This window comes from Roseivivax sediminis, from assembly GCF_900112685.1.
Taxonomy (GTDB): Bacteria; Pseudomonadota; Alphaproteobacteria; order Rhodobacterales; family Rhodobacteraceae; genus Roseivivax; species Roseivivax sediminis.
The window spans coordinates 176243-201644 of record NZ_FOMS01000007.1; the positions used below are offsets into that span (position 1 = coordinate 176243).

The following is a 25402-nucleotide window of genomic DNA, read 5'->3' on the forward strand; positions in this document are numbered from 1 at the left end:
GCCCGTGCGGCCTCACCGCGCGGGCAGCGGAATGAACTCCGACGCATCGCCCGGCGGCAGCGAGAACCGGCCATGCGCCCAGTCCTCGCGCCGCCACGCCTCCTTCGCCTCCTCGATGCGCTCCTTCGAGGAGGCGACGAAGTTCCACCAGATGTAGCGCGGCCCCTCCAGCGTCGCGCCGCCCAGCAGCATCAGCCGGGCGCCCTCTGGCCCGGCGGTCAGCGACACCTGGTCGCCGGGCCGGAACACCATCATCCGGCCGGCCTCGTAGCTCTCGCCCGCTACCTCGACGCGCCCTTCGACCACGTAGACGCCACGATCCTCATGATCGTCGGGCAGCGGGATCTTCGCGCCGGGTCGAAGCACCGCATCGGCATAGAACATCTCGGAGGCGGTCTTGACCGGCGCGCGTTCGCCCCAAGCGTTGCCGAGGATCAGGCGCACGGACTTGCCCTCCCCCTCCAGGAGCGGCAGGTCGCCGGCCGGCGCGTGCTGGAATTCCGGCGCGCGATCCTCGTGGTCCCTGGGCAGCGCCACCCAGGTCTGGATGCCGAAGAACGGCATGGGCCCCTCCTGCGTGGCGTCGTCCGTGCGCTCCGAATGGGTGATGCCGTGGCCGGCAACCATCCAGTTGACGGCGCCCGGTTCGATCCACGCATCGGTGCCGAGGCTGTCGCGATGGTGCATCCGCCCGCGATAGAGGTAGGAGATCGTCGCCAGCCCGATATGCGGATGCGGCCGCACGTCGAGACCCTTGGTCGGCAGGAACTCCGCCGGGCCCATCTGGTCGAAGAAGATGAACGGGCCGACCATCTGCCGCTTCGGCGCGGGCAGCGCGCGGCGCACCTCGAAGCCGCCGAGATCGCGAGCACGCGGCACGATCAGCGTGTCGATCGCGTCCACTTCGTCGCCGGTCGGGCAATGCGGGTCGAGCGCGGGGTTCCAGCTCATGGCGTCATCCTCCTGAGGCCGTGTGTACCCCGAAGATAGCCGATTCCGCACCGCACGAAACGTCGCAAATCGCGCGACATTCGTGCGCTTCCGCACAATGACGAAGATGTCGCGCCGCCCGCACTTTCCGCTGCCCGGCCCGCCGCTACCATGCCTGCACCCGGGGACGTGAGGGGCCGATGCTCGACGCGCACGATCTGACGAAATCCTTCCGCACCGGCGACGGCGCGATCAAGGTGCTGGACGGGGTGTCCGTCTCCGTAACGGCGGGCGAGAGCGTCGCGCTCACCGGCGAAAGCGGATCGGGCAAGTCGACGCTGCTGCATTGCCTCGGCTGTCTCGATGCGCCCGACAGCGGTACGCTGACGCTGAACGGCACCCGGCTCGACGGCCTTGACGAGGCCGGGCGGGCCGAGATCCGCCGCCGCCATATCGGCGTCGTGTTCCAGAGCCTCAACCTCGTCCCCTCGCTCACCGTGGCGCAGAACCTGAGCTTTCAAGCGCGGCTGGCCGGCCGCCACGATGCGGACTGGACCCGGGCCCTGACCGACCGGCTGGGCCTCGCGCCGATGCTGGCGCGCTACCCCGAGCAGCTTTCGGGCGGCCAGCAGCAGCGCGTCGCCATCGGCCGCGCCATCGCCGCGCGCCCCGACCTCGTGCTGGCGGACGAGCCCACCGGAAACCTCGACGAGGACACGGCAGAGCGGGTTCTGTCCCTGCTTCTCGACCTCGTGGCCGAGACCGGCGCGGGCCTTCTGATGGTGACCCATTCGCCGCGCCACGCCGCGCGGCTGGGGCGGGTGCTGCACCTCTCGGGCGGGCGGATCGCGTGACGCGGGCGGCGATCCTCGCGCTTTTGTCGCATTGGCGGCGCCAGCCGTTGCAACTGGCGATGCTGCTGATCGGGCTGGCGCTGGCCACCGCCCTCTGGTCCGGGGTACAGGCGATCAACGCCGAGGCGCGGTCGAGCTACGACCGCGCGGCGGCGACGCTGGGGCAGGACACGCTCGACCGGCTGTCGCGCCCCGGCGGCGCGACACTCGAGGATTTCGTGACCCTGCGCCGTGCCGGGTGGCTCGTCAGCCCGGTGATCGAGGGGCGCATCGCGGAGCCCGCGCGCCTCCAGATCCTCGGGGTCGACCCGCTGACCGCGCCGCCGCAGGCCGGGCTGAGCGCGCTGGCCGGCGACGGCGACATCCTGGCGGACTTCCTTGGTCCCGGCCTCCTTCTCGTCGCGCCGGAGACGGCGGCGGAGCTGGAAGGCAGCGATCTGCCGCCCCGCCGGATCGCGCCCGACCTCGCCCCCGGCATCGCCGTGACCGACATCACCACTGCGCAGGCATTGCTGGATCGGGAGCGGCTGTCCTACCTGACGCTCGCGCCGGAGCAGCCCTTCGGCCTTCCACCGCTGGAGAGTGTAACGGATCTCAGCCGCAGCACGCCCGAGGACGGCACCGACCTTGCGGAGCTGACGGACTCCTTTCACCTCAACCTCACCGCCTTCGGGCTTCTGGCCTTCGGGGTCGGGCTCTTCATCGTGCAATCGGCCATCGGGCTCGCGTTCGAACAACGCCGCCAGACCTTTCGGACGCTGCGCGCGCTTGGCCTGCCGCTGCGCCGGCTCGTGCTCCTTCTGGCGGCGGAGCTGGCCGGTTTCGCGCTGATCGCCGGCACCCTCGGCCTCGCGCTCGGCTACGCCATCGCGGCGGCGCTTCTGCCCGGCGTCGCGGGGACGCTTCGGGGGCTCTACGGCGCGCCGGTGTCGGGGGTGCTGGATTTCGATCCGGTCTGGGCGCTGGCCGGCCTCGGGATCACGCTCGCGGGCACCGCGCTCGCCGGGGCGCAGGCGCTCTGGACCGTCGCGCGGATGCCGCTGCTCGCGCCGGCGCAGCCGCGCGCCTGGGCGATGGCCTCCGCCCGGATGCTCACGATGCAAGGGGTGGCGGCGGGTCTGTTGCTTGCGCTCGCCCTCGGGCTGACGCTCACCGCCGAGAGCCTCATCGCCGCCTTCGCGAGCCTCGCCGCGCTTCTGCTGGGCGCGGCGCTCGCCCTGCCCCCGCTGCTGATCGCGGCGCTGCGGGCGGCACGGCCCCTGGCGCGCGGGCCGGTGGGCGAATGGCTGCTGGCCGATGCGCGCCAGCAGGTGCCGGCGTTGTCGCTCGCGCTGATGGCGCTTCTGCTGGCGCTCGCGGCCAATGTCGGCGTCGGCACTATGGTCGGATCGTTCCGCACCACCTTCACCGGCTGGCTCGACCAGCGCCTCGCGGCTGAGCTTTACGTCACCGCCCCGGACGAAGCCACCGCCGCCCGCGCCCGCGCCATCGCCGCGGAGGACGCCCGCGCCGTCCTGCCGACGCTCAGCACGGATCTGGACGTGCTCGGCCGGCCCGCGACGCTCGTCGGCGTGCCGGACGCGCCGACCTACCGCGAGGATTTCCCGCTGATCGACGCCGCGCCGGACGCCTGGGACCGCGTTGCAGACGGCTCCGGCATCCTCGTCAACGAACAGCTCTATCGCGGCGCGGACCTGTCGCTCGGCAACCCCCTGCGCCTCTCCGAGGACTGGCAGGTCCCGGTCGCCGGCGTCTACGCCGATTACGGCAACCCGGCCGGAGAGGTGCGTATCGGCCTCGGCCCCATGTCGGAGCGCTACCCGGACCTGCCGCTCCTGCGCTTTTCGGTGCGGATCGACCCCGAGGACGCGCCCGCCCTCGCCGATCGCCTGCGGCAGGAGGCGAGCTTGCCCGATCAGGCGGTGGTGAACCAGGCAGAGGTCAAGGCGATCTCCCTGCGGGTGTTCGAGCAGACGTTCCTCGTGACCGGCGCGCTCAACGTGCTGACGCTGGGCGTCGCGGGGATCGCGGTGCTGACCTCGCTCCTGACGCTGTCATCGCTGCGGCTGCCGCAACTTGCGCCGCTCTGGGCGCTGGGGATGCGGCCGGGGCGGCTTGCCCGGCTCGACGTCGCACGGACGCTGCTGCTTGCGCTCCTGACCTGGGTGCTGTCGGTGCCGGTGGGGCTGACGCTTGCCTGGGTGCTCCTGGCGAAGGTGAACGTCGCCGCCTTCGGATGGCGCCTGCCGATGCTGCTGTTCCCCGGCGACTGGCTGTGGCTCGGCCTCGCGGCGCTGGCGGCGGCGGGGCTCGCCTGCCTCTGGCCGGCGCTGCGCCTCACCCGCCTGCCGCCGTCGCGCCTTCTGAGGATCTTCGCCAATGATCGCTGACCGCCTTGCCGCCGCCTTTGCCGTCACGCTCCTCGCCGCCCCGGCGCTGGCGCAGGGCTATGCCGGGCTCGGATCCGAGGCCGGGGCGGACTTCCGGATGCCGGGCCGAAGCGCCCTGACCTTCCCCGAGGATCACTACGCCCATCCCGGTTTCCGCATCGAATGGTGGTACCTGACCGCCAACCTCGAAGGCCCGGACGGCACGGCCTACGGGGTGCAATGGACGCTCTTCCGCTCCGCCCTCGCGCCGACGGCGGCAGAGGGCTGGGAGGCCGACCAGATCTGGCTGGCCCATGCCGCGCTCACCACACCGGACCGGCACCGCCACGCCGAACGGCTGGCGCGCGGCGGCATCGGGCAGGCCGGCGTGGCCGAGCCGTTCGAGGCCTTCATCGACAATTGGGCGATGACGTCCACTTCCGCGGATGGCGATCCGCTGGACGCCCTGACGCTCACCGCCAACGGCGCGGATTTCGCCTACGACCTCTCGCTCGAAGCCACGGGCCCGCTGATCTTCCACGGCGAGGACGGCTATTCCGTGAAATCGCCCGCCGGGCAGGCCAGCCGCTACTATTCGCAGCCGTTCTACGAGGCGACGGGCATGCTCTCCCTGCCCTCCGGGGAGATCGCGGTGACGGGCAGCGCGTGGCTCGACCGGGAATGGTCGTCGCAGCCCTTGGCGGAGGATCAGAGCGGGTGGGACTGGTTCTCACTGAACTTCGAGACCGGCGCGAAGCTCATGGCCTTCGGGCTGCGGACCGACGCCGAGGGCACGCATTTCACCTCCGCCACCTGGATCGAACCGGACGGCACAGCCGAACCCTACGGCGACGGCGCGGTGACGCTCACCCCGCTGGAGCGCGGAGAGGTCGCGGGCCGCACCCTGCCGCTGCAATGGCGGATCGAGCTGCCGGCGCGCGATCTCGACGTGACCACCGCGCCGGTCAACCCCGGCGCCTGGATGGGCACGAGCTTTCCCTACTGGGAAGGGCCGGTCACCGTCTCGGGCAGCCACGCCGGGCGCGGCTACCTGGAGATGACGGGTTACGACTGACCGCGCGGGTCGTCGGCCGGCGCGTCGTCGAACCGGTCGTCGAGGATGCGCGCGCGGTCGCCCGCCGGGTCGTCGTATTGCGACGCGCGCAGCGTCCAGACGAAGGCGGCGAGTCCGGCAAGGCCGAGCCCCACCGAGACCGGGATGAGCACCACCAGAACGTTCATGCCTGCCTCCGCAGCGAGTTGAGCGTGACCGTCAGCGACGACACCGACATCGCCAGCGCCGCCAGGAACGGCGATGCGAAACCCAGCACCGCCACCGGCACCGCGACGATGTTGTAAAGCGCCGAGATGCCGATGTTCTCGCGCATTCTTACGAGACTGCCCTTCGCCGTGATCAGAAGGTCCGCGACGGACCCGAGATCGTCGCCCACGAGCACCACATCGGCAACCGCGCGCGCCGCCTCCAGCCCCGAGGCTGGGGCGAGCGAGGCATGCGCGCCGGCCAGCGCCGCGCTGTCGTTGAGCCCGTCGCCCACCATCAGCACGCGCCGCCCCTCGCCGGCTCGGGCGGCGAGCCAGTCGGCCTTGTCCTCGGGTGTCATCCGCGCGTGCGCATCGTCGATGCCGAGCGTGTTCGACGCGGCCCGCACCGTCCCTTCCCCGTCGCCGGAGAGAAGCGCGACCGGCAGGCCGCGCGCCTTCAGCGTGGCGATGAGCGCGGGCGCCTCGGGCCGCATCTCCTCCTCGAAGGTGAAGCGCACCGCGCCGCCCTCGCCGTCGTCGAGCATCACCCCGTCGCCCGCCGCACCGATCCAGCCGGGATGGCCGAGCCGGACGCGGCGGCCTTCGTGCTGCGCCTCGACCCCGCGGCCGGGCACTTCGACCACCTCGGAGACCGCTGCGGGCGCGATGCCGCGCGCTTCGGCTGCCGCGCGGATGGCCTGCGAATAAGGATGGCGCGATGCGGTGGCGAGCCCGGCGGCCAGCGCCAGCGCGCGCGGCTCCGGGCTGCCGGTCAGCCGTGCGGCGCCGGTGGTCAACGTGCCGGTCTTGTCGAAGACCACCATGTCTACCTCGGCCAGCCGCTCCAGCGCGGTTTGCGACTTGACCAGAAGGCCGCGGCGGAAGAGCCGCCCGGTCGCCACGGTCGACACCGCCGGCACCGCGAGGCCGAGCGCGCAGGGGCAGGTGATGACCAGCGTGGCGATGGCGACGTCGAGGGCGCGCCAGCCGTCCGCCGTCGCCCAGAACCACGCGACGAAGGCGCCGGCGCTGAGGATGTGGACGAGCGGCGCATAGGCCCGCGCGGCGCGGTCGGCGACGCCGGAATAGCGCGAGCGCTGCGCCTCCGCCGTGGCCACGAGGTCGGTGAGGCGGCTGAGCGCGGTGTCGCGCCCGGCCCGCTCCACCGTCACGACGAGGGGGCCGGAGAGGTTGATCTCCCCCGCCGACACGGCACCGCCAGGGGCCACCGGCGCGGGCGCGGATTCACCGTTCAGCGCGCTGCGGTCGATGTCGCTGCGCCCCTCCGCGACGATGCCGTCCGCCGGGAAGCGGTCGCCGGGGCGCACCTCGATCCGGTCGCCGGGGGCAAGCGTTTCGGCGCGCACGACGCGCGGGCCGGCATCGGTCAAGAGGATCGCCTGCGGCACGTCGAGCGCGGCCAGTTCCGCCGCCGCCGAGCGCGCTGCGCGCCGCCCGGCCTGATCGAGGCAGCGCCCGATCAGCAGGAAGAAGGTCAGCGCGAGCGCCGCGTCGAACCAGGCGTGCTGCTCCGATCCGGTGAGCGCGTTCATCAGCGACACGCCGGCAGCCAGCACGATGGCGAGCGAAATAGGCACGTCCATGTTGAGCCGCCCGTGCCCCAGCGCGCGCAGCGCGGAGGCAAAGAACGGCCGCCCCGCGAAGGCCACCGCCGGGATCGCGATCGCGGCCGAGATCAGGTGGAATAGCTGCGCGGTCGCGTCCGCCGCGCCCGACCAGACGGCCACCGACAGCAGCATCACGTTCATCATCGCGAAGCCCGCGACGCCGGTGCGCATCAGCAGATCGCGCATCTCCCCGCCCTGCCCGGCCAGAAGGCTCGGGTCGAGCTCCTGTGCGCGGTGGCCGGCGGCGGCGAGCGCCTCGATCAGCGGCGTGGCGGTCAGCCCGCCGCCCTCCACGCTCGCCCGTTTCAGTGTCAGGTTCACGCGCGCCCCAGTGACGCCCGGCGCGGCGCGCAGGGCTTCCTCGACCTCGGCGATGCAGGCGGCGCAGTGGATATCCGGCAGGTGGAGCTGGATCGCGCCACCGCCGTTCGGGGCATCCGACGCGCCGACATCGACCGCGGAACAGGCGGCACAGGCGGCGGTCATGGCGTCACGTGCAGCGTCAGGCGCTGCTCGAACGCTGTCCCGTCGGGCGCGGTGGCGATGACGTCGACGCGCCAGTAGCCCTCCGGCATCTCCAGCGCGGCGGCGGCGCGGCCGGTCTGCGGCATCACCCGCTCCCCGTCGTCCGTGGTGGCGCGGCCGATCACCGCCTGCATGTCCCGCAGATCGGCCGGCAGACCATGGGCATCCACCAGCGCCACGGCGGCGACGCCGCTCTCCCCGGTCGCCTCGACCGTCCAGCCAAGCGCCTCCTGCGCGGCGCGGCGGTCGTCGTATTCCTGGCTCGCAACGTAGGAATTGGCGGTCTCGAGCCCGGGGAAGGTGCGCACGGCGTTGACCGCCAGCGTCAGGTTGACCGCGATGATGGTGCCGAAGCCCAGCACGAACATCGCCAGGACGTGGCGGCCCTTCAGGGTGAAGTCGGTCATCTGTCGTCTCCGTCGAAGGTGGTGTCGACGCGCGCTGTGGCGCCGGAGGTGGTGTCGCGGACCTCGATCTCGATATCCGTGCGCGACGTGGTCGCCGGGGCGGAGCCTTCGGGCGCGGTGACGTAGAGGCGCGTGAGCCCCTGTGTGTCGGCCGGCACGGTCACGGTGCCATCCTCGGTGCCCTCCAGCGCGATCGCAAGGCCGGGCGCGTCGGCGAGGGACACCTCCATCGCCCGCGCCTCGCCCTCGCGGTTGCGGATGCGCAGGTCGTAGGCGTTGCGGATCGACCCGTCCGACAGCGTCACGAAGGTCGGGTTGCGCACCGGCGCGATGGTCGCCTCGATCTCGGGCCGCACGAGCAGCGCGACCAGAAGCGCCAGACCGAACGCTGCCCAGAGGCCGAAATAGATCAGGTTGCGCGGGCGCAGGATGTGCTTGCGCGCGGGTTTCGGCGCCTCGCCGGCGCGTTCGCGCGGCGCGTCCGACAGGGCGAGGTAATCGATCAGGCCGCGCTGCTTGCCGATCTTCTCCATCACCTCGTCGCAGGCGTCGATGCACAAAGCGCAGGTGATGCAGGCCATCTGCTGGCCGTCGCGGATGTCGATGCCCATCGGGCAGACGTTCACGCAGGCATTGCAGTCGATGCAGTCGCCGGGTTCGTCGCCGTAGAATTTCGGCCGCTGGATGACCGCCCTGGTCTCTCCGAAATGCATCGGGATCACCGGCGAGCGGCCGCCCATCTTGGGCCCGGCGGCGCGGGTCGTGGCCTGGGGGTCGGGAACCTCGGTATTGCTCTTGCGGCGGCGCAGACCCTTGCCGCGCGGCTCTCCGCGCCAGTCGCGGTAGGCCACGGTCAACGTGTCCTCATCCATCATCGCGCCCTGGATGCGCGGCCAGGGGCACATGTAGATGCAGACCTGTTCGCGCATGAAGCCGCCGAAGACGAACGTCGTCGCGGTCAGCACGGCGATGGAGCCGTAGGCCACGGGCGCGGCGTTCAGCGTGACGAGATCGCGCAGGAGCGTCGGCGCGTCCGCGAAGTAGAAGACCCAGGCGCCGCCGGTGGCGATTGCGATGGCCAGCCACAGCGCCCACTTGGTGATGCGCAGCCGCGCCTTTCGGGCCGACCAGGGCGCCTTGTGCAGGCGCATCCGGGCGTTGCGGTCGCCCTCCACCCAGCGTTCGACGGCGAGGAAGAGATCGGTCCAGACGGTCTGCGGGCAGGCATAGCCGCACCAGACCCGGCCCAGCGCGGCGGTGAAGAGGAAGAGGCCGAGGCCGGCCATCACCAGAAGGCCGGCGACGAAGTAGAACTCGTGCGGCCAGATCTCGATGCCGAAGAAGAAGAAGCGGCGGTTGGCCATGTCCACCAGCACTGCCTGATCGGGCAGGTTCGCGCCGCGGTCCCAGCGGATCCACGGCGTGACGTAGTAGATGCCGAGCGTGACCATCATGATCTGCCATTTGAGGCGCCGGAAGGCGCCGGAGACGCGGCGGGGAAAGATCGGCTCCCGCGCGGCATAGAGGGGCGTGTCGGAATCGCTCATGTCGGGTGTCCTTGGATGTCGCGTCCGTCTCGCATGTCGGCCGGCCCGGCGGCCTTGACCTGAATCAAGCCCGGCCGGCGCGCGTGCGCCGGCCGGACGTGACGCTGCGTTCGCGTCACTGGGGGGCGTCCACGCTCTCCTCAGGCGCCTCGCCCCCGCCGAGCTGGTGGACATAGGCCGCCACCGCCCGCACCTCAGCCTCGCCCAGCCGCTCGCCCCAAGCCGGCATCACGCCGAAGGGCCCTTCGGAGATCGACTGGTGGATCGCCGCATCGTCGCTGCCGTAGAGCCAGATCGCATCGGTCAGGTTCGGCGCGCCGAGATCCTGCATGCCCCGCGCGTCCTCGCCGTGGCAGGCGGCGCAGTTGTTGGCGAAAAGCTCCCCGCCCGGCCCGGAAAGCGGGTCGCCGCCGTCCGAGAGGCCCTGGACATGGGTGACGAGCGTCTCGATCTCCTCTTCGGCGAGGATGTCGCCGAAGGCGGGCATCTGGCTGTAGCGCGCGTCGGGGTCGTCCTCGTTGCGGATGCCGTGGCGCACGGTATAGGCGATCTCCTCGATCGTGCCGCCCCAGAGCCAGGCGTCGTCCAGGAGGTTGGGATAGCCCGTCGCGCCAGCCGCGCCCGAGCCGTGGCATTGCGAGCAATTGTTGCGGAAGACGGCAGCGCCGGCGTTGACGGCGAAGCCGTGCAGGTCCGGGTCGCCCTCGAGCGCGGCAAGCTCGGTGTCCACGATGCCCTGGCGCATGTCGGCATTGGCGTCGCGCACCGCCGCGATTTCCTGCGCGACGTTCTCGCGCGTGGACCAGCCGAGCACCCCGGCCGTGGCGCCCGAGACGAGCGGCCAGGCGGGGAACAGGATGGTATAGATCACGCCCCAGACGATCGTGGCGTAGAAGGTCCAGAGCCACCAGCGCGGCAGCGGGTTGTTGTATTCCTGGATGCCGTCCCAGCTGTGGCCGGTGGTCTCGACGTCCTGGTCCTCGGGTTTGTTACTCTTGTCGCTGCTCATCTCTCGCGCTCCTCGGAGAGGTTGGTCCGGCCCGCTCCTCCGCCCTCGCGGGCGTCCTCGCGCGGGGGCGCGTCGTCGTCCCTCAGGATCGAGCGCGCGGCGTATTGGTGGATCGCGCGGCTGCCAGGCCGCAGGACGAAGAGGATCGTGCCGACGAAGAAGCCGAAGAGCGCGAGAAGCGCCCAGCTGTCGGCGAAGTGGCGCATGAGGGAATAGGTGTCCATGACGTCCTCCTTACCGGCTGGTCTCGGCGACGAAGGTCGAGAAATCGACCGTCGTGCCGAGCATCTGCAGATAGGCGATCAGCGCATCCATCTCGGTCAGTTCGGGCTGGCCGTCGAAGTTGCGCACCTGCGCGCCCGGGTAGCGTTCGAGAAGCCCGTCGTAGTCGCCCATCGGGTCGGCCTGGACGTGGAAGTCGGTATAGGCCGCCTCCAGCATCTCGTCCGAATAGGGCACGCCGACCAGCTTGTGGGTGGCCATCAGGTCCTCGATGTACTGCCCGTCGATATCCGCGCGCATCAGGTAGTCGTAATTCGGCATGACGCTTTCGGGCACGACGCTTTGCGGGTTGATGAAGTGGTCGACATGCCATTCGTCCGAGTAGCGCCCGCCGACGCGGGCGAGGTCGGGCCCCGTCCGCTTGGAGCCCCATTGGAACGGGTGGTCGTACATCGATTCCGCCGCCAGGGAGTAATGGCCGTACCGCTCCACCTCGTCGCGCATCGGCCGGATCATCTGGCTGTGGCAGACGTAGCAGCCTTCGCGGATGTAGATGTCGCGCCCCGCCAGTTCGAGCGGCGAGTAGGGGCGCACGCCCTCCACCTCCTCGATCGTGTTCTCGAGCCAGAAGAGCGGCGCGATCTCCACGATGCCGCCGATGGTGACGACGAGGAAAGAGGTGACGAGCAGGAGCGTGGCGTTCTTCTCCAGGATCGCGTGCTTGTCGATCAGCTTGGTGTGGTGCGGCAGCTCGTTCGGGATGCCGCCGTCATCGGGCTGGGTGACCTTGGGGTCCTGGTCCGCCGGGGGGATCTTTTCGTTTGTCATCGGTGATTACTCCGCAGGCACGGGGGCGTTGACCGGCCGGGCTTCGGGCTGACGGATCGTCATCCACATGTTCCAGACCATGATCAGTCCGCCGGAGAGGTAGAGGACCCCGCCCAGACCGCGCACCACGTACATCGGGAACTTGGCGGCGACGGTGTCGGCGAAGGAGTTGACGAGGAAGCCGTTGGCGTCGACCTCGCGCCACATCAGGCCTTCCATGATGCCCGTGACCCACATCGACGCGGCGTAGAGAACGATGCCGATAGTGGCGAGCCAGAAGTGCCAGTTGATCGCGGCCATGGAATACATCCGCTCGCGTCCCCAGAGCTTCGGCGTCAGGAAGTAGAGGCAGCCGAAGGTGATGAGCCCGTTCCAGCCGAGCGCGCCGGAATGCACGTGGCCGATGGTCCAGTCGGTGTAGTGGCTGAGGCTGTTGACCGCGCGGATCGACATCATCGGCCCTTCGAAGGTCGACATACCGTAGAAGGCGAGCGAAGCGACGAACATCCGGATGATCGGGTCGGTGCGGATCTTGTCCCACGCGCCTTCGAGGGTCATCAGGCCGTTGATCATGCCGCCCCACGACGGCATCCACAGCACGACCGAGAACACCATGCCCAGCGTCGCGGCCCAGTCGGGGAGCGCGGTGTAGTGCAGGTGGTGCGGACCCGCCCAGATGTAGAGGAAGATCAGCGCCCAGAAGTGGATGATCGACAGCTTGTAGCTGTAGACCGGGCGCCCGGCCTGCTTCGGCACGAAATAGTACATCATGCCGAGGAAGCCCGCGGTCAGGAAGAAGCCGACGGCGTTGTGACCGTACCACCACTGGGTCATCGCGTCCTGGACGCCGGCGAAGACCTGCACCGACTTGGAACCCCAGATCGACACCGGGATCGACAGGTTGTTGACGACGTGCAGCATCGCGACGGTGACGATGAACGCCAGGAAGAACCAGTTGGCGACGTAGATGTGGGGCTCGCGCCGCTTGATGATCGTGCCGAGGAAGACGGCGAGGTAGGCGACCCAGACGATGGTCAGCCAGATGTCGACGTACCATTCGGGCTCTGCGTATTCCTTGGATTGGGTGGACCCCAGGAGATATCCGGTCGCGGCGAGCACGATGAAGAGCTGGTAGCCCCAGAACACGAACCACGCAGTGTTCCCGCCCCAGAGCCGCGCCGCGGAGGTGCGCTGAACCACGTAGAACGACGTCGCGATGAGGGCGTTGCCGCCGAAGGCAAAGATCACCGCGGAGGTGTGCAACGGCCGCAGGCGGCCGAAATTGGCGTAGCCCTGCGACCAGTCGAAGTTGAGGCCGGGAAAGGCCAGCTGGAAGGCGATGAAGGTGCCGACCAGAAAGCCGGCGATGCCCCAAAAGGCAGTGGCGATCACGCCGGCCCGGATCGGCCCGTCCATGTAGCCGGCCCGGTCGGCCGCGACCGCCGGTTCGTCGTAGCTGCGGATCTCCCACAGCAGCAGCCCCGCCGCGACCACCATGATGATGACCGCGTGGACGCTGTAGGCCAGGTCGCGCCCCCAATCCGCCGCTATGGCAGAGAAGATCACGATCAGCCCGTAAACTATCATGCGCAAGATGTTCATGTCGGTGCTGTCCCCACGATTGTTGTCCGCCGCGACCGGCGGAGTCCGCGGCCCGTAGACACCATCCGCCGGGGCAGACGCCTTGATCTGCATCAACCCGGTGTTACGGGCCGGTCAGAGTTGACTTGCATGAGGAAGGTTACGCAGTCGTGAAATTCCGCGTCCAGAGGCGTGGGGCGCGGGACCGGCATGACGTGTATCGGTGTGACCTGCACGCGTCACGGTTGCGCCCCAGGCCGGAACCGGCAGCTCGCCGGCTCCTTCGATGTTCGATATCAGGGGGTTGTAACGTCAGGCGGCCAAGGGAAACGAGCGGCAGAGGCGAGCATCGAAGGACCGACCCGCCCGTCGCGATCGCACCGGCGGCACACATTCGCAACAGAGCCGCCGCTGCGCCCTCGGCTCCGACCGGGGCCGCACTGGACGGAGCGCGGCTGTCGCCAGCGCGTGCTTCAGTCAACAAGCGCGTGGCCCGGGCCTCGCGTCCCCGAAGGCGGAACGAACGACCCGACCTCCGCCGATGCCCCGGCCACGCCCCCCCGCCGGGCGTCAGCTGATCACGCCGCCGTCATCGTCGTCGATCTCTAGCGCCAGGGCCTCGAAATCGGGGATCTGTACATCGCGGGCCGACGGGGTCGCGATCAGCCCGTCCTTGCGCAGGGCAGAGAATTGGCGGCTCGTGGTCTCGATCGTCAGGCCCAGGTAATCGGCGATGGTCTCTCGCGACAGCGGCAGATGCAGCGCCACGGCGCCGCCCGATACCGAACCGTCATGGGCCGCGGCCTCGCGCCGGGCGAGATTGACGAGGAAGTTGACCACCTTCTCGCGCGCCGTCATCCGGCCCAGCACCACCGCCCAGTCGCGCGCGGCGTCAAGCTCGTCGAGCGTCATCACCAGCATCCTGTGTGCGATGTTGGGCGCGCTGGTCACGAGCTCCTCGAACATGCGCCGCTCGAACCGGCATAGCGTCACCTCGCTCGCCGCCTCGATGTTGTAGGCCGAGGTCGGCCGCCCCGGACGTCCGATGAAGTCCGACGGCAACAGGAGGCCGACCATCTGGCGTCGCCCGTCCGCGAAGGTGCGCGACATCGTCGCGCAGCCCGCCACGATGGACGACAGGTGATCGAGCGGCTCTCCGGCCTCCGCCAGCATCGTGCCGCGCGGGAAGGTGCGGTAGCTCTTGGCCGCTTCCAGCCGCTCCAGCTCGCTCCGGTCCGCTTCGGCGCAGACGGCGCGATGCCGGATGGGACAGTGCAGGCAGGATTCCTTGGCGAGAGTCAGGTCCATGGCTCCCGTGTAAATAACTGCTTGATCTGCATCAATGCGGGATCGGTCCGATACGGCCATTCGTCGCGTCATGACCGATGATCCGCTGCATACCGCCCTGCTCGATGCCCGCGTTCCGCGCTATACCAGCTACCCGCCGGCCAACCGCTTCTCGGCGGATGTCGGCCCCGCCGACATGGCGGAATGGCTTGCCGCGGTGCCGCAGGGGGACCCGATCTCGGTCTACGTGCACGTGCCGTTCTGCCGCAGGCTATGCTGGTTCTGCGCCTGCCGCACGCAGGGCACGACGACCGACACCCCGCTCGACCGCTACCTCGATCACCTCGACCGCGAGACGGCCATGGTCGCGGCCGCCCTGCCCCGCGGCACCACGATGCGCACCCTGCACCTTGGCGGCGGCACCCCGACGATTCTGTCGCCGCAGCGGATCGCGCGACTCTCGGAGATCCTGCACGGTGCGTTCTCTCCGACGGCGGAGGCCGACATCAGTGTCGAGATCGACCCGATGGAGTGCGACGAGGCGCGGCTCGATGCGCTGCGGGCTTTGGGCATGACGCGGGTGTCGCTGGGCGTGCAGGACTTCGACCCCGCGGTGCAGGCAGCCATCGGCCGCACGCAACCGGTCGACGCGACCGCCCGGGTGGTCGAGGCGGCCCGCGCCCGCGGCACGCGGAGCCTCAACGTCGACCTGGTCTACGGCCTGCCGCACCAGACGCCGGAGCGGCTCGCGGCAACGCTGAAGGAGGTTCTCGCGCTCGCGCCCGACCGGCTCGCGCTCTTCGGCTATGCCCACGTGCCGTGGATGGCACGCCGGCAACGGATGATCCCGGAAGCGGCGCTGCCCCGCCCGGTGGAGCGGCTGGAACTGGCGAACCTTGCGCGTGAGATGCTGACTGGCTCCGGCTACCGCGCCATCGGCATCGACCACTTCGCCCGCCCCGGCGACGCCATGGCGCGCGCCGCCGACGACGGAACGCTGCGGCGCAATTTCCAGGGCTACACGACCGACGGCGCGGCGACGCTGGTCGGCCTCGGCCCGTCCTCGATCTCGCGCTTCACCCAGGGCTTCGCGCAGAACGCCCCGGCAACCGGCGCCTGGCAGGCGGCCATCGACGCGGGCCGCCTCGCCACCGCGCGCGGTCATGCGCTGAGCGACCGCGACCGGCTGGTTGCGGAGGTGATCGAACGCCTCATGTGCCATGGGCGTGTCGATCTCGGCGCGCTCACGGGTCGCCACCGCGCGCCGGTCGCGCCGCTTCTGGCCATTGCGCGCGCAGCGCTCGAAGAGCTTCCGGGCGCTGGCAGACTGGCGGGCGAGGTTCTGCACATCACCTGCCCGGCGGCCCTGAGGCTCGTCGCGGCGCGCTTCGATCCGGGCTTCGCGCCGGCGACGAACCTCTACAGCCAAGCCAGCTGAGCGGCGGCGCGCCCGGCGGCCCGGCGAAAGCGCTGGCGGCACGTTCGGGAGCCTCGGCGGGGGGGGGTTATTCGGCCGGATGAACCTGCGGCCGCGCGAATGGCCCGACATGGGTCACGCGGAGTGGCGGGATCATTCGGCGGCGATCACGGCGCTTTCTGTTTTGGCGGGCCAGGTGACGAGGATCGTCGCAACGCCGGTGACGTTCTCGCGCCGGAGCGCCGCCGGCAGATCGGCAAGCGTGCAGCGCAGGCTGCGCCCGCCGGGCTTGGAGACGCGGTGACCCACGACCACCTCCGCCTCGGCGGGCAGGCCGCGCGCCATGAGGCCGGCCGAGATCCGCCCGGCCTTCGCCGCCGCCATGTAGAAGGCCGTGGTGGTGCCGGGGCCGGCATGGCGCAGGCAGTCGGGATCGGGCGCGCCGGCGCGCGCGGCGCCGGTAGCGAGGACCAGCGTGTCGCTTTGCCCGCGCGAGGTCAGGGGTATGCCGGCCTCTGCCGCAGCAGCGGACGCGGCGGTGACGCCCGGCACGATCTCCACCTCGATGCCGGCGGCGCGGGCGGCGGCGAGTTCCTCGGCGAGGCGTCCGAAGATGCCGGGATCACCGGATTTCAGCCGCACCACCCGCCGGCCCTTGCGGGCCTCGGCGACGACGGCGGCGTCGATCCGCTCCTGCGGCCAGTCGTGGGCGCCGACCTGTTTGCCGACATGAACGCGCTCCGCGTCCCGGCGGGCAAGCTCCAGCGCGCCGGGATCGACGAGGCGGTCGTGGAAGATCACGTCCGCCTCCTGCAGGCGCGCGACGGCGCGCATGGTCAGAAGATCGAGTGCGCCCGGCCCGGCGCCGACATAGGCGATGGAGCCGGTACGGGGCGCGGGCGCCCTTGACATGGCGTCCTTGAGGCGGCTAGCCGCCTCGCGCTCCGCGCCGCGCTCCCAGGCGTCGCGCGCCGGGCCGTCGAAGGCCCAGGCCCAGAAAGCGCGGCGCCCTTCGCGCGGCACGGCGCGGGCGACGGCGCCGCGCAGGCGGCCGGCGAGCGCGGCGTAGCCGCCGAGAGTGGGCGCGAGCATCCGCTCCACCTGCGTCTTGATCTGGCGGCCGAGCACCGGGGCGGTGCCCTCCGTCCCGATAGCGACGACCACCGGATCGCGGTCGACGATCGACGGCGTGGTGAGGTCGCACAGTTCGGGCCGGTCGACGACGTTGACCGGGCAGCGCGCCGCCTGCGCCAGCCCATGCGCCGCGGCGTCGAGGCCCGGGCAACCGGTGGCGACGAAGGCCATCGCGGCACCGGCGAAGGTCTGCGGCGTCAGCGGCGCGGGATCGTGGCGCGCGCGGCCGTTCGCGACGAGGCCCGCAAGCTCTGCCTCCAGGTCCGGCGCGGCGAGGGTGATGGCGGCGTCGGTCTTCAGCATCAGCCGGGTCTTCTGCGCCGCTTCCTCGCCGCCACCGACGATCACGACGCGGCGGCCGGTGGTGCGGATGAACATGGGAAAGCTTTTCATCGGGTCCTCCGTCAGGCCGCGAGTCTGCGCCGGGCCGCCCAGAGCGTGCCGGCGTCGGCCTCCGCGCCCAGCGTGTCCAGCGCCAGGTCTGCGGTCGACAGCACTATGGCTTCGGCAAAGGGATCGCGCAGGGTCCCTTCCCAGAGCGCGCCGGGCGTGTCCGGCGCGTCGCTCAGGCGCTGGTGGCCGATCGTCTGGATGCCGGTTGTCCCGGTCCAGGGCGCGCCGCCGCGCAGGCCGAAGGTCTGGATGTCCTTGGCGGGATGGTGTTCGAACTCGCCCCCGCCGCCCTTCAGGACGGTGAGATCGGCAAGGCCGAGAAGCGCCGCGGCGTCGGCCTGAAGCTCTCGGTAAGGCGGGTGGAACACGCCCTGCACCGCCGCGCGGGCGCCACCGGGGTTCAGCATGCGCAGCACCGTGTTCACGCAGGACCGCAGGCCGAGCTTGTCGCGCAGGCGCAGGAGCGCGAAGAGCGGCGGCGAGAGGGTCTCTAGCGGCAGATAGGCGATGCCCGTGCCCTCCAGCGCCGGGCCGACCTCTGCCGGGGCGCGGGCCTCGGCGATGCCCAGCGCCGGCAGGGCATTGCGGACCGAGGCAGACTCCCCCTGGTGGCTGTTCCAGCCGTGGAGCAGCACGGGATATCCGGCCTCGGCCACCAGCCGCGCCGACAGCAGGAACCACGGCAGGCCCCGCGTGCGGCCGGCGGCGTAGCTCGGCCAGTCGAGCGCGGGTGCCGGACCGGTCCAGCCGGGCAGCGAGGCCTGCGCGGCATCGGTGAAACCGGCGATCTCGGGCGCCGTCTCGCCCTTCATCCGCATCAGCATCAGGATGGCGCCGACGGCCTCCGGGTCGGCCCCCTCGCGCAGCATCAGCGTCATCGCCTCGCGCGCCTCGTCTTGGGTGAAGGACCGCGCGCGGCCCTGCCCGCGGGCGAGGATGCGCACATAGGGTGCCAGGCTCATTCCGCTGCCTCCTTTCGGCCGGCCCGGTCGAGAAGCGCCGCGATCTCGGGCCGGCAGGATCCGCAATTGGTTCCGGCCGAGAGCGCCGCGCCGATCGCCTCGACGCTCATCAGCCCCTCGGTCTCGATCGCCGTCAGGATCGTGTTGACCCCGACCCCGAAGCACGAACAGAGCGTCGGCCCCGGATCCGGCATGTCCGCCGGCGCCTGCCCGCTGAGCGCGTGCGGCGCCTCGGCCCCCGGCAGGCCGGCGAGGTGGTCGCGCATCAGGCCCAGCGGCTCCGGCCCCGCGAAGACCGCCGCGAGCAACCGGCCGCCGTCGTGAAAGGCGATCCGCGCGGCTCCGCGCGCGGGGTCGACCACAGATTCCGCCGCCGCCTCCGGCAGGTCGAAGAGGCTGCGCGCCCACCCATCCCAGTCCGCGGGCGGGGTGCGCCCGGCGATCTCGACCCGCCAACCGGCGGCCGTCCTTGCCCGCGCCCAGTAATCGTCCCGCGGCGCCGGCATCGAAGCCGACACCGCGAAAGCGTAGTAGCCGGCCGCGAAGGGCGCAACGGCGCAGACCGAAGCCTTGCTTTCGGGCTGACCCGAGATCGGGTCGGTCGCCGCCGCGACCAGCGCGTCGATCCGGCCCGAGGGCGCGGTCTGACCGGTCCAGTGCATCGGCGCGAAGACCGTGCCGGGCTGCACCGAGTCGGTCACCTGAGCGCGCAGGATGGCGCGACCCGAGGGGCTCGTGACCTCGGCCAGCGTGTCGGGCGCGATCTTCAGGCGGCGCGCATCGGCCGGATGGATCTCCACGAACGGCTCGGCGAGGTGCGCCGACAGGCGCGGCGAGAGTCCCGAGCGGGTCATCGTGTGCCACTGGTCGCGGATGCGCCCGGTGTTGAGCCGGAAGGGAAAGCGCGGCGCGTGGCGCGCGGCCGGCGCGCGCCACGCGACCGGCACCATGCGCATCCGCCCGCCGGGGTGGAAGGACCGGCCGTCCGCGAAAAACCGTCCGCCCTGCCGCGAGGCCACCGGCCAGCGCACCGGCGCCAGGCGGTCGTAATCGCTGTCGGAGATCCCGGCGAGGCCGGAGATGTCGAAGTCGAGCCCGAAGCCCCCGGCGATCCCCGACAGGGCGGCATGTTCGCGGAAGATCTCGGCCGGGCCGGAATAGTCGAAGGTGCGCGGCCAGCCCATGCGGCGGCCGATCTCGGCCATGTGCCACCAGTCGGGCCGCGCCTGCCCCGGCGCCGCGCGCACCGCCCGCTGGCGCGAGATCGTGCGGTCAGAATTGGTCACGGTGCCCGATTTCTCGGACCACGCCGCCGCCGGCAGGAGCACATGGGCCTCCCGCGCGGTGTCGGTCTCCGCGGTGATGTCCGAGACCACGGTGAAGTCGCAGGCGGCGATGGCGTCCTGCACCGCGTCGGCCTCGGGCAGGGTCACGGCGGGGTTGGAGTGCATCACCCAGAGCGCCTTGATCCGGCCCTCGGCCACGGCGCGGAACATCTCCACCGCCTTGAGGCCGGGCCGGTCGGGCACGGCGGGCGCGTCCCAGAAGGACCGCACGGCGGCGCGGTGGCCGGGATCCTCCAGCGCCATGTGGCAGGCGAGCATGTTGGCAAGGCCCCCGACCTCGCGCCCGCCCATCGCGTTGGGCTGGCCGGTGACGGAGAACGGCCCCATCCCCGGCTTGCCGATCCGCCCCGTGGCGAGGTGGCAGTTGAGGATCGCGTTGACCTTGTCGGTGCCGGCGCTCGACTGGTTCACGCCCTGGCTGTACACGGTCACGACCTTCTCGTGGCCGAGCCACATCTTGCAGAACCGCGCGATCAGGTCGGAGCGCAGGCCGGTCGGCTCGGCGGAGGCGGCCATCGCCTTGGTCACCGCCGCGTCGAAACCCTCCACCTGCCTGATGTAATCGCGATCGAACGCGCCGCCTTCGTAGATCGCCGCGAGCAGGAGGTTGAACAGCGCCACGTCGGAGCCGAGCGCCAGCGGCAGGTGCAGATCCGCGCCGTCGCAGGTCGCCGTGCGGCGCGGGTCGACCACGACGATCTTCGTGCCCTTCGCCGCCTTGGCCGCCAGCACCCGCTGGTGCAGCACCGGGTGGCACCACGCGAGGTTCGAGCCCACCAGCACGATCAGATCCGCCTCTTCGAGATCCTCGTAGGTGCCGGGCACGGTATCGGTGCCGAAGGCGCGGCGGTGCCCCGCGACCGTGGAGGCCATGCAGAGCCGCGAATTGGTGTCGATATTGGCCGAGCCGATGAAGCCCTTCATCAGCTTGTTGGCGACGTAGTAATCCTCTGTCAGCATCTGGCCGGAGACGTAGAAGGCGACGCTGTCGGGCCCGTGATCGGCGATCGTCCGGCGGAAGCGGTGGGCGACGAGGTCCAGCGTCTCGTCCCAGCCGCGCTCCTGCCCGTTCACCTGCGGCGCCAGCAGCCGGCCCTCCAGACCCACCGTCTCGCCCAGCGCGGCGCCCTTTGAGCACAGGCGCCCGCGGTTCGCTGGATGCTCCGGGTCGCCCTTCACCGCGACGCCCCCTGCCCCGTCTTGCCGGAGCAGGATACCGCACCCGACCCCGCAATAGGGGCAGGTGGAGCGCACCTCAGCGGCAATCTCGGGGCCCACGCTCATGCCGCGCGCCCCACGGCGAGCGCGTCGCCGTCGATCAGGATGCGCCCGCCCTCTAGCCGAACCGGGTAGGTGGCGATGCGGCCGTCGTCGGCGCCCTCCGCCTCCCCGGTCTCCAGGTCGAAGACCCAGTTGTGCAAGGGGCACGTGACCTTGCGGCCGTGCACGATGCCCTCGGAGAGCGGGCCGCCCTTGTGCGGGCAGGTGTTGGAGGCGGCGAAGACCTCCTCCGGCCCGGTGCGGAAGAGCGCGACGCAGCCCGCGCGGGTCCGCACGATGCGCGCGCCGCGTTCGGGCACGTCGTCGATGGCGCCAAGGTCGATCCAGCTCATTCCGCAGCCTCCAGGGTCAGATCGGCGAGCGGGGCGAATGTCCGCTCCGCCTCGGGGGTGGCATGTTCGGCCCATGGGTCTTTCTGGTAGACCGATTGCGACAGGTCGAACCGCGCGACCAGCGCGGCACGCGTCTCCGCATCGCCCAGCGTCTCCTGCACCCACGGCAGGCCCACCTTGGCGAGCCACTTGTAGGGCCGGTCGAGATACTTGCCGTGCTCGCGGTAGAGCTGGACGAAGGCGACGGTCCACTCGATCGCCTCGTCCTCCGTGGCGACCTTCACCAGCGGCTCCACCTCCTTGACATCCATGCCGGCGGCGCCGCCGACGCCGATCTCGAACCCACTGTCGACGCAGACGATGCCGACGTCCTTGCACGTCGCCTCCGCGCAATTGCGGGGGCAGCCGGAAACCGCCATCTTCACCTTGTGCGGCGTCCACGAACCCCAGAGCCGCTTTTCCAGTTTCACCCCGAGGCCGGTGGAATCCTGCGTGCCGAACCGGCAATGATCGGTGCCGACACAGGTCTTCACGGTGCGCAGCCCCTTGGAATAGGCGTGGCCCGAGACGAGGCCGGCGGCGTTGAGATCGCCCCAGATCTTCGGCAGATCCTCCCCCTTCACGCCCAGAAGGTCGATGCGCTGCCCGCCGGTGACCTTCACCGTGGGCACGTCGTACTTCTCGGCCGCGTCGGCGATGGCGCGCAGCTCCTGCGGGGTGGTGATCCCGCCCCACATGCGCGGCACCACGCTGAACGTGCCGTCCTTCTGGATGTTGGCGTGCTTGCGCTCGTTGACGAACCGGCTCTGCGGGTCGTCGGCGTATTCGAGCGGCCAGTCGGCCAGCAGGTAGAAGTTCACCGCCGGGCGGCAGACATGGCAGCCGTTCGGCGTGGACCAGCCAAGCTCCTGCCAGACCGCCGGCTGCGATTTCAGCTCGCGCGCCTTGATGAGGCGCCGCACATCCTCGTGCGTGAGCTCGGTGCAGCCGCAGATCGGCTGCGCCGTCGGCATGGCGAAGTCGTCGCCGAGCGTCGCGGCGAGCACCTGTTCGACGAGCCCCGTGCAGGTCCCGCAGGAAGCCGACGCTTTCGTCGTCGCCTTCACGTCGGCGAGGCTGGTGGCCCCGCCCTCGATCGCCTCCACGATCCGGCCCTTGCAGACGCCGTTGCAGCCGCAGATCTCTGCGTCAGCCGGCAAGGCTGCAACGGCGGCCAAAGGGTCCGCTGTGGCCCCTCCTCCCTGGTAGGCGGGGCCGAAGATCAGCGTCTCGCGCATCTCCGAGACGTCCTCGCCGTCCTTGATGAGACCGAAGAACCAGTTGCCGTCGGCGGTGTCGCCGTACATCACCGCGCCGATCAGCCTGTCGTCCTCGATCACCAGCCGCTTGTAGACGCCGCGCGCGGGGTCGCGGTAGACGATGTCCTCGCGCCCCTCGCCGTCGGCGAAATCCCCTGCGCTGAAGAGGTCGACGCCGGTGACCTTGAGCTTGGTCGAAAGCTGCTTCTGCCGGAACTCCGCCGCCTCCCCGATCAGCGTCTGCGCCGCGACCTTCGCCTGATCATAGAGAGGCGCGACGAGGCCGAAGATCGCGCCCCGGTGCTCGATGCACTCGCCCACGGCAAGGATGTCCTCGTCCGAGGTGATCATCGCGTCGTCGACGTGGATGCCCTTGCCGGTGGCCAGCCCGCTCTCCTTGGCAAGCTGCACGGCGGGCCGGATGCCGACCGCCATCACCACGAGATCGGCGGGGAGTTCCGTGCCGTCCTCCAGCCGGACGGCCTCTACCCGGTCCTCTCCGACGATCTCCTTCGTCGAGGCGCCGGTCCTTACGGTGATGCCGCGCGATTCCAGATCCTTCTGCAGCAGGTAGCCGGCCGCCTCGTCGAGCTGGCGTTCCATCAGGTGCCCGGCGAGGTGCAGCACGGTCACCTCCATCCCCCGAAGACGCAGGCCCGCCGCGGCTTCGAGGCCGAGAAGCCCGCCGCCGATCACCACCGCTTTCGCGCCTTGCATCCCCGACGCCTCGATCATCGCGTTGGTGTCGTCGAGATCGCGATAGGCGATCACGCCGGGCAGATCATGGCCCGGGCACGGGATGATGAACGGGCTCGACCCCGTGGCGAGGATAAGCTTGTCGTAGGGCACCTCCCCGTGCTCTCCGACGACGACCTTCCGGTCCCGGTCGATGCGCTGCACCTTTTCCCCGAACCGGCAGGCGATGCCGCGCTCTTCGTACCAGCCGTCGTCATGGGTGACGATCTCGGCATAGCTCTTCTCGCCCGACAAGACGGGCGAGAGCATGATGCGGTTGTAATTGCCGCGCGGCTCGGCGTTGAAGAGCGTGATGCTCCAGTCGTCCGGCGCGGTGTCCGTCAGGTGCTCCAGCGCACGGCCAGAGGCCATGCCGGCACCGATCACGACGAGGTTCCGGGTCATCTGTCCCTCGCTTTCTCAGCAATACCAGGCGACGACGAAGGCCATCTCGTCGCCGCGGAAGATCGGAAGCGCCACCAGGGAGGCATAGCCGTGCCCGGCGGCCTGGGTGGCGGGTTCGGCCAGCGGCACGCCCGAGCCCAGCACGCGCCCGATGGCGCCCTGCCAGGCCGCGACGCGCCGCGGCTCTTCTTGCGTGTCATCGGTCCAGAGCGGGCCCTCGCGCTCGCAAAGCCCGTCGATCAGCACCGCGCCGCCGCGGCTGCCGACCTTGGCGGCGCGCGCGTCCCAGATCTCGAACCGCCGCGCGATGGGGGTGCCGCGCGCCGACAGGAGCGTCAGCACGCAGGTCTCACCGCCCGGACGCGGCACCGGCAGGCCGAGCCCGGTGGTCAGCCCGGCCTTGCCGGCGCTGTCGGCGCGGATGAAGCGGTAGCCCGAGCCGAGATCGCGCATCAGCGTCGGCGTGCCGCTCGCCCACACCCCGCCGGGTAGCCCCTGCCCCTTGGGGAAATGCGTGTGCTGCGACACCCATTCGAAGTGCTTGGCGGCGCCGTAATAGCCGTCGTCCAGCATCAGGAGGCCCTCGGCCTCGGTCCAGACCTCGATGGCGCCGGTGCACGTGTCGTCATCGGCGCAGAGCGTCACCAGCACCGCCTTCAGCGACTTGCCGGCAAAGACCGGGATGGCGACGGCGCTGGTCAGCCCGGCTGCCTTCGCGGCCTCGGTGCGCTTGAAGTACGAGCCGTCGAAGCCCTTGAGCACGATGGGTTTGCCCTCGGCCCAGGCACGGCCCGGCAACCCCTCGCCCCTGGCGAAGCTGGTGCGGCGGGAGGCTTCCTCGAACGCCCGCATGGGCCCGTAATCGCCCCCGGAGAGCCGCAGCGTGTCGCCCTCGGGGACCCAGACCTCGGAGACCTCCACGAAGGTTTTGGTTTGAACGGCGGCATCCATTAGCGCGGTCCTCCGTGGCAAGGGGACCGAAGCCCTCGCTTAGATTCTACATGCGGTAGTTCAAGGATCGGCACGCCCAATACATAGCTTTCCACAGAAACATACATTTTGCCTGACACGTTGAATTCGTCGTGTTTTGGCCGTGCACAGCAACATTTTGTGGTCACTGCGACATGTGGGAATGGGACGAGGCCAAGAACCGGCACAACATCGCGGCGCGCGGGATCGACTTCGCCGACGCGCGGCGCATCGACTGGTCCACCGCCCAGATCTTCACCGACGACCGGACCGATTACGGTGAGGACAGGTTCCTGGCCCGTGGCACGATCGACGGACGGCTTCACATCCTCGTCTATACTTTGCGCGACGACCGACTGAGGGTTATATCTCTCAGGAAAGCCAATCGCAGAGAACGCCGCGCCTATGTCGCAGAAACCGGACGATCCCTCGGAAGCCTCTGACGCGCTCAGCCCGGAATGGACGGAGTACGAGTCCGCGTGGGCCGTGGATGTGGCCGAGTTCGGCGGCCCGCTCGAAGCGTCGCGCTTCCTGCTCCGGCGCAAGCGCATCTTCAGGGAGGCGGCGGCGCTAGGCATCCCGAAGGAAATGCTGACACCGTTCGCCCCGAACCGGCCCGGGTTCGAGCAGCGCGTGCACGATGCATTCGGCAAGCTCGCAGGGGTGGCCGCGGAATAGGC

General features: G+C 70.5%; 22 protein-coding genes. 6 read left to right on the plus strand and 16 right to left on the minus strand.

Going from position 1 to position 25402, the window contains the following annotated elements; translation table 11 throughout:
• Positions 1–12: 12 nt before the first annotated feature.
• On the minus strand, positions 13–951 hold the full coding sequence (locus F3H57_RS12680; RefSeq protein WP_149756281.1) for a pirin family protein: 939 nt from the start codon (positions 949–951) through the stop codon (positions 13–15).
• A 179-nt stretch (positions 952–1130) separates the two neighbouring features.
• On the opposite strand from F3H57_RS12680, the gene F3H57_RS12685 reads away from it, so the two are divergent.
• Genes F3H57_RS12685 through F3H57_RS12695 form a run of 3 tightly spaced genes read left to right on the plus strand, consistent with a single transcriptional unit; the run spans position 1131 to position 5228 of the window.
• Positions 1131–1784 (plus strand): ABC transporter ATP-binding protein, encoded by a 654-nt coding sequence (locus F3H57_RS12685; protein WP_149756282.1) that lies wholly within the window; start codon positions 1131–1133, stop codon positions 1782–1784.
• Positions 1781–4174, plus strand: coding sequence for an FtsX-like permease family protein (locus F3H57_RS12690; protein WP_223163071.1), 2394 nt, complete (start codon positions 1781–1783; stop codon positions 4172–4174). The genes F3H57_RS12685 and F3H57_RS12690 overlap by 4 nt, the downstream gene beginning before the upstream one ends.
• Entirely contained in the window at positions 4164–5228 is a 1065-nt protein-coding gene (locus tag F3H57_RS12695) for a lipocalin-like domain-containing protein (protein ID WP_149756283.1), read from the plus strand. Before F3H57_RS12690 ends, F3H57_RS12695 begins: the two co-directional genes overlap by 11 nt.
• Here the strand turns inward: F3H57_RS12695 and ccoS are convergent.
• The 9 genes from ccoS to fnrL all read right to left on the minus strand — a co-directional run bounded on the left by ccoS (position 5219) and on the right by fnrL (position 14471).
• Entirely contained in the window at positions 5219–5395 is a 177-nt protein-coding gene (gene ccoS, locus F3H57_RS12700) for a cbb3-type cytochrome oxidase assembly protein CcoS (protein WP_149756284.1), read from the minus strand. The genes F3H57_RS12695 and ccoS overlap by 10 nt on opposite strands.
• Positions 5392–7530: a heavy metal translocating P-type ATPase gene (locus F3H57_RS12705; protein WP_149756285.1), complete on the minus strand. Its 2139-nt coding sequence runs from the start codon at positions 7528–7530 to the stop codon at positions 5392–5394. Before F3H57_RS12705 ends, ccoS begins: the two co-directional genes overlap by 4 nt.
• Positions 7527–7976 (minus strand): FixH family protein, encoded by a 450-nt coding sequence (locus F3H57_RS12710; RefSeq protein WP_149756286.1) that lies wholly within the window; start codon positions 7974–7976, stop codon positions 7527–7529. The genes F3H57_RS12705 and F3H57_RS12710 overlap by 4 nt, the downstream gene beginning before the upstream one ends.
• Positions 7973–9523: a cytochrome c oxidase accessory protein CcoG gene (gene ccoG / locus F3H57_RS12715; RefSeq protein WP_149756287.1), complete on the minus strand. Its 1551-nt coding sequence runs from the start codon at positions 9521–9523 to the stop codon at positions 7973–7975. The genes F3H57_RS12710 and ccoG overlap by 4 nt, the downstream gene beginning before the upstream one ends.
• 115 nt (positions 9524–9638) lie before the next feature.
• Positions 9639–10532, minus strand: coding sequence for a cytochrome-c oxidase, cbb3-type subunit III (gene ccoP / locus F3H57_RS12720; RefSeq protein WP_149756288.1), 894 nt, complete (start codon positions 10530–10532; stop codon positions 9639–9641).
• Entirely contained in the window at positions 10529–10756 is a 228-nt protein-coding gene (locus tag F3H57_RS12725) for a cbb3-type cytochrome c oxidase subunit 3 (RefSeq protein WP_149756289.1), read from the minus strand. The genes ccoP and F3H57_RS12725 overlap by 4 nt, the downstream gene beginning before the upstream one ends.
• A gap of 10 nt (positions 10757–10766) precedes the next feature.
• On the minus strand, positions 10767–11582 hold the full coding sequence (gene ccoO, locus F3H57_RS12730; protein ID WP_149756290.1) for a cytochrome-c oxidase, cbb3-type subunit II: 816 nt from the start codon (positions 11580–11582) through the stop codon (positions 10767–10769).
• Between the two features lie 6 nt (positions 11583–11588).
• Positions 11589–13184 (minus strand): cytochrome-c oxidase, cbb3-type subunit I, encoded by a 1596-nt coding sequence (gene ccoN, locus F3H57_RS12735; protein ID WP_149756291.1) that lies wholly within the window; start codon positions 13182–13184, stop codon positions 11589–11591.
• A gap of 549 nt (positions 13185–13733) precedes the next feature.
• Complete coding sequence (gene fnrL, locus F3H57_RS12740) at positions 13734–14471, minus strand: transcriptional regulator FnrL (protein WP_149756292.1); 738 nt, start codon at positions 14469–14471, stop codon at positions 13734–13736.
• 70 nt (positions 14472–14541) lie between these two features.
• Between fnrL and hemN the strand changes: the two genes are divergently transcribed.
• Positions 14542–15888, plus strand: a complete 1347-nt coding sequence (hemN, locus tag F3H57_RS12745) for an oxygen-independent coproporphyrinogen III oxidase (protein ID WP_149756293.1) — start codon at positions 14542–14544, stop codon at positions 15886–15888.
• Positions 15889–16020: 132 nt separating this feature from the next.
• Here hemN and cysG read toward each other — a convergent pair whose 3' ends face one another.
• From cysG to F3H57_RS12775, 6 genes are read right to left on the minus strand one after another with little or no spacing between them, the layout of a single operon-like run.
• Entirely contained in the window at positions 16021–17394 is a 1374-nt protein-coding gene (cysG, locus tag F3H57_RS12750; RefSeq protein ID WP_149756294.1) for a siroheme synthase CysG, read from the minus strand.
• Positions 17395–17405: 11 nt separating this feature from the next.
• A complete protein-coding gene (locus F3H57_RS12755; RefSeq protein ID WP_149756295.1) occupies positions 17406–18356 on the minus strand; it encodes a glycosyl transferase family protein in 951 nt (316 codons plus the stop codon).
• Positions 18353–20986: a nitrate reductase gene (locus F3H57_RS12760; RefSeq protein WP_149756296.1), complete on the minus strand. Its 2634-nt coding sequence runs from the start codon at positions 20984–20986 to the stop codon at positions 18353–18355. Before F3H57_RS12760 ends, F3H57_RS12755 begins: the two co-directional genes overlap by 4 nt.
• The gene (gene nirD, locus F3H57_RS12765; RefSeq protein ID WP_149756297.1) at positions 20983–21315 is read right to left on the minus strand and encodes a nitrite reductase small subunit NirD; all 333 of its coding nucleotides are present in this window, start codon (positions 21313–21315) and stop codon (positions 20983–20985) included. Before nirD ends, F3H57_RS12760 begins: the two co-directional genes overlap by 4 nt.
• Positions 21312–23753: a nitrite reductase large subunit NirB gene (nirB, locus tag F3H57_RS12770; RefSeq protein ID WP_149756298.1), complete on the minus strand. Its 2442-nt coding sequence runs from the start codon at positions 23751–23753 to the stop codon at positions 21312–21314. The genes nirD and nirB overlap by 4 nt, the downstream gene beginning before the upstream one ends.
• 15 nt (positions 23754–23768) lie before the next feature.
• Positions 23769–24704, minus strand: coding sequence for a GAF domain-containing protein (locus F3H57_RS12775; RefSeq protein WP_149756299.1), 936 nt, complete (start codon positions 24702–24704; stop codon positions 23769–23771).
• Between the two features lie 173 nt (positions 24705–24877).
• Here F3H57_RS12775 and F3H57_RS12780 point away from each other — a divergent pair, with 173 nt between their 5' ends.
• Together F3H57_RS12780 and F3H57_RS12785 are read left to right on the plus strand one after the other, a co-directional pair.
• Entirely contained in the window at positions 24878–25165 is a 288-nt protein-coding gene (locus F3H57_RS12780) for a BrnT family toxin (protein ID WP_149756300.1), read from the plus strand.
• Positions 25128–25400 (plus strand): hypothetical protein, encoded by a 273-nt coding sequence (locus tag F3H57_RS12785; protein WP_149756301.1) that lies wholly within the window; start codon positions 25128–25130, stop codon positions 25398–25400. The genes F3H57_RS12780 and F3H57_RS12785 overlap by 38 nt, the downstream gene beginning before the upstream one ends.
• Positions 25401–25402: the final 2 nt, after the last annotated feature.